At 47.7% G+C, this 12941-nt stretch carries 12 protein-coding genes; 10 read left to right on the top strand and 2 right to left on the bottom strand.

Going from position 1 to position 12941, the window contains the following annotated elements:
- The first annotated feature begins 125 nt into the window (after nt 1-125).
- Nucleotides 126-404, top strand: a complete 279-nt coding sequence (locus FYJ35_RS08575) for a glutathione S-transferase N-terminal domain-containing protein (RefSeq protein ID WP_154525552.1) — start codon at nt 126-128, stop codon at nt 402-404.
- A gap of 187 nt (nt 405-591) precedes the next feature.
- Here the strand turns inward: FYJ35_RS08575 and FYJ35_RS15000 are convergent, their stop codons facing one another.
- On the bottom strand, nt 592-1359 hold the full coding sequence (locus FYJ35_RS15000) for a gamma-glutamyl-gamma-aminobutyrate hydrolase family protein (RefSeq protein ID WP_331469197.1): 768 nt from the start codon (nt 1357-1359) through the stop codon (nt 592-594).
- Between the two features lie 190 nt (nt 1360-1549).
- Between FYJ35_RS15000 and FYJ35_RS14435 the strand changes: the two genes are divergently transcribed.
- The 7 genes from FYJ35_RS14435 to FYJ35_RS08615 all read left to right on the top strand — a co-directional run bounded on the left by FYJ35_RS14435 (nt 1550) and on the right by FYJ35_RS08615 (nt 8759).
- Complete coding sequence (locus FYJ35_RS14435; RefSeq protein ID WP_205839780.1) at nt 1550-2560, top strand: hypothetical protein; 1011 nt, start codon at nt 1550-1552, stop codon at nt 2558-2560.
- A 136-nt stretch (nt 2561-2696) separates the two neighbouring features.
- Nucleotides 2697-3086, top strand: coding sequence for a MerR family transcriptional regulator (locus tag FYJ35_RS08590; RefSeq protein ID WP_154525554.1), 390 nt, complete (start codon nt 2697-2699; stop codon nt 3084-3086).
- A gap of 65 nt (nt 3087-3151) precedes the next feature.
- On the top strand, nt 3152-4555 hold the full coding sequence (locus FYJ35_RS08595; protein ID WP_154525556.1) for a hypothetical protein: 1404 nt from the start codon (nt 3152-3154) through the stop codon (nt 4553-4555).
- A gap of 473 nt (nt 4556-5028) precedes the next feature.
- Nucleotides 5029-6846 (top strand): outer membrane protein assembly factor BamD, encoded by a 1818-nt coding sequence (locus tag FYJ35_RS08600; RefSeq protein WP_154525558.1) that lies wholly within the window; start codon nt 5029-5031, stop codon nt 6844-6846.
- The gene (locus FYJ35_RS08605; RefSeq protein ID WP_154525560.1) at nt 6843-7691 is read left to right on the top strand and encodes a hypothetical protein; all 849 of its coding nucleotides are present in this window, start codon (nt 6843-6845) and stop codon (nt 7689-7691) included. Before FYJ35_RS08600 ends, FYJ35_RS08605 begins: the two co-directional genes overlap by 4 nt.
- Nucleotides 7692-8160: 469 nt before the next feature.
- Nucleotides 8161-8439 carry a type II toxin-antitoxin system Phd/YefM family antitoxin gene (locus tag FYJ35_RS08610; RefSeq protein WP_154525562.1) on the top strand — a complete coding sequence of 93 codons (279 nt, stop codon included), beginning with the start codon at nt 8161-8163 and terminating at the stop codon, nt 8437-8439.
- Nucleotides 8440-8441: 2 nt separating this feature from the next.
- On the top strand, nt 8442-8759 hold the full coding sequence (locus tag FYJ35_RS08615) for a type II toxin-antitoxin system RelE/ParE family toxin (RefSeq protein ID WP_154525564.1): 318 nt from the start codon (nt 8442-8444) through the stop codon (nt 8757-8759).
- Nucleotides 8760-8840: 81 nt separating this feature from the next.
- Here FYJ35_RS08615 and FYJ35_RS08620 read toward each other — a convergent pair whose 3' ends face one another.
- The gene (locus tag FYJ35_RS08620; protein WP_205839781.1) at nt 8841-10229 is read right to left on the bottom strand and encodes an MATE family efflux transporter; all 1389 of its coding nucleotides are present in this window, start codon (nt 10227-10229) and stop codon (nt 8841-8843) included.
- Between the two features lie 300 nt (nt 10230-10529).
- On the opposite strand from FYJ35_RS08620, the gene FYJ35_RS08625 reads away from it, so the two are divergent.
- The gene (locus tag FYJ35_RS08625) at nt 10530-11891 is read left to right on the top strand and encodes an MATE family efflux transporter (RefSeq protein ID WP_154525566.1); all 1362 of its coding nucleotides are present in this window, start codon (nt 10530-10532) and stop codon (nt 11889-11891) included.
- A 329-nt stretch (nt 11892-12220) separates the two neighbouring features.
- Nucleotides 12221-12910: a histidine phosphatase family protein gene (locus FYJ35_RS08630; RefSeq protein ID WP_154525568.1), complete on the top strand. Its 690-nt coding sequence runs from the start codon at nt 12221-12223 to the stop codon at nt 12908-12910.
- Nucleotides 12911-12941 lie beyond the last annotated feature (31 nt).

A 12941-nucleotide genomic window follows, 5' to 3' on the forward strand; every position in this document is an offset into this window, starting at 1 on the left:
GTGTAGAGGGTGGAAAGACAGAGTGGCAAGACTGGGATCATATTCTTGAGTATCCGGAGTTCTCTGTGGTATTCTTCGATGTATACAGGAGGATCAGAACAACAGGCAGAAGAAAGGAGTTGTCTATGAAACAGGTCAAAGCGTTTATTTTATCTGGATGCCCGTACTGCAAAAAGGCACGTCTCGCTTACAATGAACTCTGCGAGAACAATGCCTCATACCGCGAGGTTCCGGTTGACTGGATCCTGGAGGATCAGCAGCCTGACATCGCGGACCAGTATGATTACTACTACACACCGACGATGTATGTGGATGAACAGAAGGTTTACGAGTCACACCCGGGACAGACCTACGAGGAGATCCGGGATGAGGTGGAGAAGGTGCTGAAGGCCGCCTTGGCGTGATCCAAGGCGCGGAACGGCACAACCTGCCCCCGGTTCCGCGCAGAACGAGCGGATGGAGGAAGTCCAGAAGGCAACTGTCAGGAACGGCACGACCCGGTTCCCGGTCCCGCGCAGAACGAGCGGATGGAGGAAGTCCAGAAGGCAGCTGTCAGGAACGGCACAACCTGCCCTGGTTCAGCGCAGAACCCTAGATACAGGTGCACGTATTATGAGTGTCCGGCTGCTTCCGCGAGAGCGGAGAAGAGCAGCCGGGCATTTTTGTCTTCAGGGTACATGAACTCAGGATGCCACTGGACAGCCCAGAGGAAATGTCTGTCCGGGGCATAGAGTGCCTCCACAAGACCGTCATCTGACCAGGCCATCGGGACGAGGCCATTGCCGATCTGCCTGACTGCCTGACTGCCTGGTGGTGGTAGCTGTTGACGGAGATCTCATCAAGCTTTAGCAGCTGGTGCAGCGGGGAGCTACGCGCAATCCGGACAAGATGTTCGACGTGGTTTTCATCGTATGGCGGGGCCATGGTGTGGCGGATAAGCGGGACAGAGCTGCTGCAAGCCTGCTTTTGAAACTGGGAGGGAATATCCTGCCAGAGCGTTCCGCCCCGGGCAACATTGAAAAGCTGGATTCCCCGGCAGATGCCAAGCGCAGGAATATCCTGCTGGTCGCACCATTTGAAAACCATCATCTCCAGGCGGTCCCGTCTGTCACAGAACGCTTCATCTTCCGGAACCGGTTTTTCTCCATAAAGAGCCGGATTGACATCATGGCCGCCGGTGAAGAGATACCCATCAATCATATCGCGGATATGGGAAAAGCCCTCTTCGTCCAGATTGGGCGAGAGCATGAGCGGGATGGCACCCGCTTCCTCAAGGCCCTCAAAATAGCCCGGAACCATCCAGAAGCTGTCTTTTTCATCATCATAAAGCGGCATCACGCCGATCACAGGTCTCTTCATCAGATGCTCCTCCCTTTCCACAGCCGGGAATGCCCGGCTTTCAGCATAAAATTCAGTATAAAATTCAGCGAACGAACACTTTGGGCGGGCAGTGTCTGATATACATAAATAAGGGAGCAGACGCATGCCCTGTCTGCTCCCTTGCAACGATTTGATTATAGCCGCATTTGAAGGAAAGAGGAAGGGAAATATGGAGAAGAGAAGCCTCCGGTTCGGGAGCATTGTGGAAATTTACTATGAGCTGAAGGGAGAGAAGCTGCCAAAGCAGATGGAACTGCTCGACATCTGGTTTCCCGGGCTTGTGATCACAATCGACGAGTCGGATGGAAAAACCAAGACACCGGCGGAGTATGTCGACCGCGAATATAAAATCCACGCCGTCCGATATCAGGGAAGGCTCTATGCCGGCGCCAGCAAGCGGGTGTCCCAGATTCTGGGGCGCCTGATCGGGACAGCTTCAGGGAATCAGGAGAAGGAGCGCAGATCCGCGGAACTGATTCAGCGGAACGTAGCGGAGCAGTTTGTGACCGATATGGATCTGGCTCCGCGCCTGCAGGAGAATACGGCTGTGCTGCTGGAGAAACTGACGGAGGAGAAGAAGGAAATGCTGGGGCAGCAGATCTTTGACTTGCTCTATGCGTTTGCTGATCTCAGAAGTACGACCGATCGTTACATCCTGGACACGGAGCTTTTTGCGCTGGATGACGAGGTCTTTGACAGTATCCTTTACAACGCAGCCTACCAGCTGAATCTTGGTTCCTTCAGCGGACTGTGCAACGCCTGGCTCTGGCTGCTGACAGGCGGTCTGCTTCGAAATGAAACAGGCAGAGTTCTCAGACTTTACGAAAGTTCATTTATTGCCATTCGCCGTCAGATAAGCGAGACCGGGGAACTGAAGGATAAACTGAATACTCTCTTCTACCCGGAAACATATCACAGCTTTTACAGAGGAGATGATCTGGATCATCGCTTTCCTGGTGTGGAGTGGTACTGCGACCGCTGCGATGCACATCTGAATGAACAGGATGGATTCGATGATCATCTTCCGGAATGGACATGCACAGCCTGCGGCTATGTAAATAAGCTGGATATAAACGAGATCTACGCGAATGATGAGGACTGGGACAATCGCCGATCCGTTGATCCGGAGGATTTTAACGCAGCCATTGAGCAGAGAAGGAAAGAAATCGAACAGCAGTGATTCTGTTTTTTGGAAACTTTTTGGGCATATCAATTGACCGTTCCCCGGGGTACTCTTCTATCATAAGAGGACGAAAGAACCTCTGGCAGCACTGAATCTGCAAAAGAGTACTCTTCTCGAAACGGGAGATGAACAGGTGAAAAGCAGTATCAAAGAAGAAATGCTGTTTTCGGTTGGCGAAGTATGCAAACAGACAGGCATCACACGCAAAACATTATTTTATTATGACAAAATCGGCCTCCTGAAACCAACGGAGCGGACCAGAACACAGCAGTTCAAGCGCTACGACAGCGGTGGGCTGGACAGACTCCGAAAGATCCTGGAGTACAGAAAAGCCGGACTGAACATTGCGGAGATCCGACACCTGCTCGACGACCCAGACGCGGACAGGCTCCGGATTCTGAACGGTGCGATGCAAAGGCTTCTTGATCAAAAGGTCGGCATCAATCAAGAAATCCGGAACCTGGAAGCGTTGGTCCGGGAAGAGAAAACCTTGACCGTTCCACGGGGCACGGTGACAGAGTAAGGATAAGTGACAGATCGAAGCGGACGACACAGAAGCATAAAAGCATCATCACAAGGGAGGTATCTATGAGAAGAAAGTGGACGGCAGTGTTTCTGTCAGTAGTTTTGTCAGTATTAGCAGGAAGTATTATCAGCCTGCAGGCTACAGCTGCAACTTCGGATCAGGCCGAAGATCAGTCATCAGAGCAGGCAATGGAACAGGAAATGACGGAAGGCGGGGCAGATGTCCTGGCTCCAGATAGCGATGCAGGATTCACAGGCAGGGCAACCATCGACAGCACCGTGCTGGTGGATGAAAAGGATGTGAAAATCACGGCCAGTAATCTGGCCTATGAAAGCTATCAGACGACAATTGATCTGCTGATTGAAAATAACACTAGTCAGGATTTATCGTTCACGAGTGGGACGATGGCGTTTTGCTGCAATACGGTCAATGGCTATGCCATTTCTTCGATGTACGTGAATGAGGATGTCACAGCCGGCATGAAGAAGAATGCCGAAGTTTCCATCCGAAATGATGAGCTGGAGCTTCTGGGAATCAAGGATATTGCGGAGATCGAGATGGGCTTCCGCGTTGAAACGGAGGATAATGATGACTATCTGGTAACAGCCCCGGTTAAAATTCAGACGTCATCAGCCGGCTCGGTCGACTTGACAGAGGACACCTATCAGAAGGGGCTTTCAGACGGGAGCTTCGAGCATATCAGCGGCGGCAAGGTGGAAGCATTTCAGAAAGGCTCATTTTATTCGGCAAATGGAATCAATTTGATCTCAGCGGCGATCGTGAAGAAGGATGGAACAGACGCCGTCCTGCTTGAGCTGGAGAACACGACGGATCAGGTTCTGAGTTTCCATATCGGTGATTTCGCAATCAATAATCTGGTGATCTCTTCGCCGTTCTGGGACTCGATCACACTGAACCCGCACGGACGCGCTGTCATGGCGGAAAATATCAATAACATGGCGGATGCCAAGGAATACGCAGCTTTTGGAATCGGTCAGCCAGAAGCCATCGCCTTCCATGCGACTATCAGCGATTCTCAGAACAATGACCTTACAGAGAATGGACAGGTCGGCATCTCATTCGGGGACAGCCCGGCAGTCAACCAGGATGGTGCTGAACTCTACAACCAGAACGGCATCCGGATTCTTTACAAAGGTGAGTCTGACGACTCCCTGTACAACTATCTGCTGCTGATCATTTTCAATGACTCATCAGATACCATCTATGTCAGCGACGAGACTGGCTCGACCTCTGTCAATGGCTTCATGGTCGATGAAAACACCTACAGCAGAACCATCGAACCAGGGCAGGCCGGTGGGATGATGTACGGCATCTCTAAAAGTTCACTCGAGGAGAACCAGATCACCACAGCTGACATCACAACAGCTACCTTCCAGCTCAACATCGGCAGCGGCAGCTATTATAACTACATCGATCAGCCGAAGCTGACGGTGAATGTTAAGTGAGGATAGAAATGATTTCGGCTATATGATCGTCTGACGGATAGTGTGACCATAGATATTGATTTCCATGCGGTATTTGGAGAAACGGTTTGTAGGAGGAGGTGATAAATATTCAGATGTAAGTTACATGTCATCTTAGAGGGAAAAGACTACTATCTGCTACGTCGCAATAAATAATGAAAAATAACAGAACACTAAGTTAGTATAGCAATTTAACCTACTGGCTCAAATTTGGTTCAATCATGCTATATAGATTAATCACCGATTGTAAAAGAGCAATCTATTTGTACGGAATATTTGGAATGCCTATCTACGTATGGAATTCAAAAAATGGGTATGGTAAAATGTTACAGTAATGTGGTAGATAGCTAATACCTATATGGACATTATAGCAATTTGCTGACCGTGGACGCTTGTCCAATTTATCCATGAATTGGTGATAGGCGCTTGAGGGGTTATTCTCAGAGGGTAGAGAGATGAAAAGTAGGAAATCAGCATGGACCAGGGTTGTGATTATTTTTTTAGCTCTAATACTGGTTTCAATTTTAATTGTCCAGTTGCTGGAGATGTGGAAGAAAGCAGCATTGGAAACTCCGCAAGCAACCAAGGAGAGTAGGAGAGATGAGGACATCATAGAAGATAATTATATCGCTATGATGAATTATATATCTTTGGTTAATGATGAAATCGATTCTTCAAAGAAAAATAAGCTTCTATTGGAGCAGGTGTATAAATCTTTGATGGATAATACAGCACCCCATGCGATTGATGACAGAACTCAGGTTCAGTTTAACAATATGTTAACTGAAATCAATAATTTGCGAATGATTGATGTTAAGAGAGACAGATTAAATTACATCTATCAGCAGAATCAAGCGCAGTCCATGAGGGCAGTGGTTCCCAACCCTATCTCGTTCCTTGCGGGAACAACATCAATTCAATTTGGAGCATTGGCTTCAGCAATTGCTTATATGGCTATTGATTCTACCACGAGTTACAAAAGCGCAACATCAACAACAGATTTAAAGTATCTTCAAGATGGATGGGAGCTTGATGACGAGGAAACAAATTCATTGAACCAGAGTCGAGAAGATCTCTTCAATTATATGATTGATATGGTACAAAAAAACCATATCCCGGACCAATATGTACTGGATAGTGAGACAGTTGAGGAATATGTCAAATATAAGGAAGAGAAAAATAATACACGCCGTATAGAATATTTAGAATCGAAGAAGGATACATTTTTAAAATTCGGCGATTATTGGTTAACGCTTGCAGATAGCTATTACCAAAATGGGGATTATTCCAATTGTATTGATGCAATTGATTCTTACATTAACTTGAATGTTGACATATTTAGGAAAGACCATGGGCTAGCCAAAGTACTTCCACTTGCAATCTCAGCCACACAGGAAAGTGTACATAATAAAGCGAAGCAACGAAAATCTATTGAATCATATCTTAGCTTGTTGAAGAGTAATCTTGAGACTGATGATTGGGCCCTTCGTTATTTTGCGGCTCAAACAGATGAGTATTTGTATTCAATGACTCAAAACAAGGGCTATTTACAGGATGCGTATTCATTGGCAAAAGAGAACGTCAATTATTTGATTGACAAACAACTGAGCTTAAACAAACAGTATTTAAAGAGGGTACAGAAAAAGAAAATTCCTAAGGATGCTTCAAAAGAGCAGAAAAAAGAAATCAAAGAATATAATAAATTGTTGGTGGAAAAGAGAAAAACAGAACTTCCTCCGGTCTATGAGCCGCTCTACTTAAATTGTGATTTGATGTTTGCTCTTTTGAAAAAATTAAACCTTCCATTAGAAGAGAGCAAAAAATTGGAAACTATATTGCATGGGAATGATTCTAAGAGTACTTTGTTTTTAACAGCTCCTTTAGAGAACATGTATGATGCTGATGATTCTAAAACAATAGATGATAGTGGAATTGCCTTCGATGACAAAAAACTAATCATCCCCGCATACCTGGTATCAGAACGTGCAAAGGTTGTTGTTATGATTGGTGAGAAGAGTGACAAGGTAAATATTTCGGATTGGGTTGTATCAGAAGTCGATCGGAGTAAGAAAAAGAAATCAAAGATATCTGATATCACAATTCGTTATGAAAGTAAGAATTTTTCGGACTACGCTTTCGAAAAAAACATGCCAGTCCAAGTAGTAATTACGCCTGTAAATGGGAGCAGTTGTCCAGATATATCTGTTAAGTTCCGGACAAAAATGAAAAAGTTTCTTTGGATACCTTCACCAGTGTTTGAGAGGGTGACATGAAAAAACTAAGACTTTCTATCTTATGGTTTGTACTCATTCTATGCATGCTAGCATTTCCTGCGAATGCTTCAAATGGCGCTGAACATGGTTCGGTATTGCAACGGGTTCTTTTCCACTCAAATATGGTTTCTAATAATAAAGAAGTTTTTTATGCAATCAGTGATGCGAGCCAACTTGCAATTGATGAGCATGGACGTGATGGAAAGCAATTACTAAATAAGCTTAGAACAAAATATAAAATAAAAAATATACCAAAAAGTGTCGACAAGTTTGATGTAGGCCATGGCAATCAACATAGGAATTATACGCATAAAGGCTGGACATATACGTATACGGAATACGGAGATGAAGCAAAATGGGTAAGTGTAAGAAAAAATATACTTCTTCAGACAATCAATCAGAAATTTGATTTTGATGGAATTGACTTAGCACAATGGGTCGGCGGTAAGTTTAATAAGTACTGTGATCAATGTGATGCATTTGGAGCCATGATCTATTATGTGCATATGATACAGGATCATATATCAAATGAAAGTCCAAAGCAAGATGAGGTAATTCCTTTGGTGAAAGGCTCTGGGCAGTACGGTATAATCGATGAGCTAATTCAGTATAGTCCAATTCTATTTAAGCACGAAGAAGACAATTCAACCTATCATAGTTATATGATTAAACTGGATGAAATCCAAAGTGAAGTAGATGAAATATATGATAATTCCGACGACTTGGGTAAACCGGGAGTGTACCAGGAGTATCATGAATATGCAAGTGAACTAATGGATTGCTTGCAAGACTATGTCCCGCTTTTAATTAAAAATGAACCGTTTTTCAAAAAAGCATTTTATTAAATAATGGTAGTGTTTCTATTACCTAAAAACAGGAAACAGTTCAGTGCATCCCGTGTGTATACTGATACTCATTTCCGTAGCTGAGCATTTTAATCGCGCCAGCACACTCCACACTCTATTCTTACGGGCTCCTGAACGCTGTCAGAAACGCGAAATTGGATGATAAGTATTCCTTGGGCGATGTTTTGAAGTTGATAAAGAATATTTACCGTGTCGATACCGGCGACAAAGAGGGGATTCGGATTTCCGTAATCCAGAAAAAGACTCAGGCAATCCTGGATACACTCGGAGTCGTTCTATTACGTAAAAAATGATGTTTCAGTGTGTCAATATATGATTGTGACAGATACAAACGCTACGCGGATGAGGCATATATAACAGGAAAGTGAATAGTAGTTTTTTATCTATGCGTTGCTGAAATAGACATATCAAGATATAATATGTCTATAAAGAAACGGAGGCGATCCCGATGTATGCACTTCAAGAAACAATTCGTCCATCAGCGGACCTTAGAAATCATTATAACGAGGTATCAAAACAGTGTCGCGAGAATAATGAGGCTGTAATTATTACAGTAAACGGAAGAGGTGACACTGTTTCTCTTGGTTATGAAGAATATAAAAGAATGAAGGCAAGGATAGAACTTCTGGAAATACTTGCAGAAGCGGATGAGGATGTAAAGTTCGGCAGAGTCGCTCCGATAAAGGATACCTTCGATGATCTGCGAAGAATTCTTAAGGAGGGATAGGCTTGAAGTATAAGGTTGAAAGAACAGATACTGCCGATTCCATGATCCGTAAGATCGTTCTGTTTGTCGCGGAAAACTTTGGAACTGATGTAGCACTTGAGAAACTGGATTATCTGGAAAAGTCTATTATGAATTTGGGAGATCATCCATACATCGGTGCAGAACCAAGATATAACGTATTAAAGCGCCAGGGATATCTGGTGCTTATATTAGAAAAAGATCTTGTTTTTTATAAGGTTGATGATGCTAAGAAGCTTGTGACAGTATACGCTGTCTTAGATCAAAGGCAAGACTACCTGAGTATTATTCGGGGCCTTTAATAATATCTTCAAATATACTCACCTCTCAACGCTGTTTGGGAATGATCTGGCGGGCGGATACCATGAGGTAGCCTCCATGTGTCAAATTTGCACCGTAAGAGTTTCGGGTTTTCTGTATTCTTTCCTTGTAAAGATGAAGTACATCACAATAATCGCGCTCCCGGTCACGATCCAGGTGACCGGATAGATGAGCACCACCTGGTAGAAGGATGTAAAGCGCTGCAGCATGGCTCCAATAAAGGCAACCCGCAGGCCGCAGCATCCGAATAGCGTGATCAGGGCGGGGGCCATGGAGTGTCCGATTCCACGCAGGCTGGCGCCGGTGATTTCGTACGAAGCGGTCATTGGTTCCAGGAGTGTGATGAAGGTCATCCGAACGTAGGCATAGCGGAGCACGTCCGGCTGTTGTGAGAAGAGATGAAGAAGCGGGGCCTTCAGCAGGAAAAAGGAAACGGATACCATGGCGCAGAAACCGACGGAGCAGATCATGGCGGTGCGCGTTGTTTTTCGGCAGAGCACATAATTCCCGGCGGCATAGTTCTGACTGATAAAGGTCATGACGGCCTGTGCGAAGCCGTTGACAACAAAATAGCTGATGTATTCAAAATTCAGAGCTGCAGAGTTCCCGGCGATGCAGGCGGAGCCAAAATGGTTGATGGCGGACTGTATCACCACGTTGGAGACGGAGAAGATCATTCCCTGAAGTCCCGCCGGGCCGCCAATCCATAGGATTTTCTTCAGATAGGGCGTTTTAAGCTGAAGATGCCTCAGTTCGAGATGCAGCATCCCCTTTTCACGGATGAGTGCACGCAGGATAAGGAAAGCGCTCACTGCATTGCTGATGGTTGTGGCGATGGCAACGCCGTCTGCATTTCTGTGCAGTACAATCACGAAGAAGAGATTCAGAAAAACGTTCAGGATGCCAGAACAGGTCAGATACAACAGTGGTCTCCGGGTGTCCCCGATCGCGCGCAGGATGGAGCTTCCGAAGTCATAGATCATCAGAAAGGGCATCCCGAGAAAATAGATCCGCAGGTAAGTGACGGCCATGCCCATGACATCCTCAGGCGTGCCGAGGAGTGTCAGAACAGGCTGTGCGATCACCTGACCGAGCACAAGCATGAGAAGTCCGCTGATCAGGGCGACCATGAAGCTGGTGTGAAGGGCTTCGTTGACCTTGTCACGGTTGCCGGAGCCGATGAAGCTGGACAGCATGACATTGGAACCGATGGACAGACCGCTGAAAAAGGTCACAACCACGTTGATCACCGGCGCGTTGGTGCCGACGGCTGCCATTGCCTGGCTGGATGAAAAATTTCCGACAACTGCTGTGTCCGAGGCATTAAACAGCTGCTGCAGGATGCTGGACAGGCAGATCGGGATCGCGATCGCGCAGAGCTTGCGGAAGATACTGCCGCTCAGCATATCCATTTCCCTGTTGTTTTTCATCTCTGACCCGGAAGTCTTCAAGGTCCATTCCTCCTGCTGTTTCGCTGCGCCTGCATTGATTTTTCCCAACACTGATTTCACTTGCTGCCTGTTCGATTGTGGAAAACGGATCACCTGAAGCCCGGGGAGGCTGACAGATGACTGTTTTGCAGCCAGTTGTCTGTCCACGGCTTGGATCATACCATCTAAGGGGCGCTGATTCAATCATACCCCGGGAGCTTTCATCAGATTGACAAGCCGAAAAGCGGGAGATTACAATCAAATCAGGACATGGCTTAATCATGATGATCTTAGATTGAAAGGATGGGGACAGCAGTGGATATGGGGACCGGTTATGAAGAGCGGATGGGAACGGAGCCGGTGACGAAGCTGATCTTTCAGATGGCACTTCCGGCTGTTGTGGCCCAGTTCGTGAACCTTCTATATAATATTGTCGACCGAATTTACATCGGCCATATCGCCGGGCATGGTGCGGACGCGCTGGCCGGCGTGGGAATCTGCAGCACCCTGATCATTTTGATCTCTGCGTTTGCTTCATTTGCTGGAGGCGGCGGAGCTCCGCTTGCGTCGATGGCGCTGGGGCGCGGGGACAGACGGCTGGCTGAGAGGATTCTGGGCAACGGCTTTACGCTGGATTTGTTTTTCACGGTCATCCTGACGGTCCTGATGGCGGTCTTCATGAAACCGCTGCTGATCCTGACAGGGGCGTCGGACAGGACGCTGGGATACGCGGTCAGTTATTTTGCGGTTTACCTGACCGGTACGTTCTTCGTGATGGTGACGGCCGGTCTGACAATGTTCATCAATGCACAGGGGCGTCCGGGCTTCGCGATGGTATCGACGCTGGTCGGAGCCGGACTAAATATCGGGCTGGATCCGCTGTTCATATTTACCTTCCGGATGGGGGTGGCCGGTGCGGCGCTGGCATCGGTGATATCCCAGGTGGTGAGTGGCTTTATGGTGCTTGGCTTTCTCTTTTCCGGGAAAGCTTCGCTGAGGCTGAAGAGAGAGGCGATGAAGCCGGACGGGGCAGTGCTGAAGCAGATGCTGGCGCTGGGCGTTTCACCGTTTGTCATGGCGAGTACGGAAAGCATCATCGGGTTTGTCCTGAACGGGACCCTCTCGAAATTCGGGGATATCTACGTGAGCGCGCTTTCCGTCATGCAGAGCTGCATGCAGATTGTTGGTGTTCCGCTGAATGGATTCTCGCAGGGATGTACGCCGGTGATCAGCTACAATTTCGGCAGACGAAACAATGACAGAGTCCGGAAGGCCTTCCGTGTGTCATGGAGTGTGAATCTTTTCTACGGTCTTGCCCTGGTTCTGACCATGATGGTCTTCCCTGCCTTTTATGCGAGGATCTTTACAGCGGACGCGAAGCTGATCGAGACGGTCAGGCGGACAATGCCGGTCTTCGTAGCCGGGATGGGCATCTTCGGCATGCAGAGAGCCTGCCAGAATACATTTGTGGCGCTGAATGAGGCGAAGATCTCACTGTTCATCGCATTTCTGCGGAAGATCTTCCTGCTGGTCCCGCTGGCTCTGATCCTGCCTCATTTCATGGGGGTCATGGGTGTCTTTACGGCGGAGGCAGTGGCAGACGCGACGGCAGCTGTAATCTGCATGCTGATCTTTCTTGTTCGTTTTCCGAAGATTCTGAAGGGCAACACCACAGAGAACTGACGGATGAGACGGGTGCCTGGAAAAGCCGACCTGATGATGCCCTGGATTGATTCAAATTCTGTGCGGTCTTGCAGTGGGAGAACAATCCGTTTCAGAAATGCAGCTTCCGTCCTTCCGGGACAGGGAGAAAATCATGGCCATTCTGCGGACCTGCAGTGGGATCAGCTTCTACGAGATCCTATGAGATTCTGCAAGGGCTGTATATAAGGGAGCAGATTGACTCTTCTGTACGGGCTGTATATCGGGGAGCGGATTGACTCTTCTGTATGGGTCGTCTACAATCAGTGGGATATCAGGAATGACAGAGGAATGGGCAGGGAGCAGGCGGAATGAAGATATACATACTGAGACATGGCGAGACGGAATGGAACAAGCTCAAACGTCTTCAGGGACGGTCGGATATTCCGCTTGACGACAAGGGAGAAGCACTTGCGCGCATGACAGGAGAGGGGATGCGGAGAGCCGGTCTCTTTTTTGATGCCTGTGTATCAAGCCCGCTTGACCGGGCAAGGCGGACGGCAGAGTTGGTGCTGGGCGTGGAGCCTGCCGGAGCGGCCTCAGGCCACGCGCAGAAGCACTGGGAGGGTATGAGACAGGCGGTTCCGATCGCACTGGATGAGCGGATTGCGGAGGTGGATCTCGGCCCATGGGAGGGGCATTGCATGATCGATGACCCCAGGTTTCCGAAGGCGGATCCGGAGGCGTTTGTGTTTTTCCGGTCGCCCGAGCTGGCCAGAGTTCCGGAGGGTGCGGAGACGTACAGCGAAGTGATTGAGCGGACGGGCGCTTTCCTGAGGGACATTGCAAAGCAGTACCAGAATGATGAAGGAAAGCCTTTCAATCTGCTGGTATCGACACATGGCTGTGCCAGCAGAGCACTGCTGATGAACATTGATCCGGTACCTCTGAGGGATTTCTGGCGGGAAAAGGTCCCGCAGAACTGTTCCGTGAGCATCGCGGAACTTCAGGATGGGATGTGGAAGCTGCTGGATATAGATCTGACATACGCGGAGCTGTGAAACAGAAACGCACGGGATGTCTGAAAGTTGA

This window comes from Porcincola intestinalis (assembly GCF_009696445.1).
GTDB lineage: Bacteria > Bacillota > Clostridia > Lachnospirales > Lachnospiraceae > Porcincola > Porcincola intestinalis.

Coding starts and splice junctions, on each gene's coding strand:
- FYJ35_RS08630 (WP_154525568.1), top strand. CDS start 12,221: ATGAAGATATACATACTGAGACATGGCGAGACGGAATGGAACAAGCTC.
- FYJ35_RS08575 (WP_154525552.1), top strand. CDS start 126: ATGAAACAGGTCAAAGCGTTTATTTTATCTGGATGCCCGTACTGCAAA.
- FYJ35_RS08610 (WP_154525562.1), top strand. CDS start 8,161: ATGTATGCACTTCAAGAAACAATTCGTCCATCAGCGGACCTTAGAAAT.
- FYJ35_RS15000 (WP_331469197.1), bottom strand. CDS start 1,359: ATGAAGAGACCTGTGATCGGCGTGATGCCGCTTTATGATGATGAAAAA.
- FYJ35_RS08605 (WP_154525560.1), top strand. CDS start 6,843: ATGAAAAAACTAAGACTTTCTATCTTATGGTTTGTACTCATTCTATGC.
- FYJ35_RS14435 (WP_205839780.1), top strand. CDS start 1,550: ATGGAGAAGAGAAGCCTCCGGTTCGGGAGCATTGTGGAAATTTACTAT.
- FYJ35_RS08625 (WP_154525566.1), top strand. CDS start 10,530: ATGGGGACCGGTTATGAAGAGCGGATGGGAACGGAGCCGGTGACGAAG.
- FYJ35_RS08600 (WP_154525558.1), top strand. CDS start 5,029: ATGAAAAGTAGGAAATCAGCATGGACCAGGGTTGTGATTATTTTTTTA.
- FYJ35_RS08595 (WP_154525556.1), top strand. CDS start 3,152: ATGAGAAGAAAGTGGACGGCAGTGTTTCTGTCAGTAGTTTTGTCAGTA.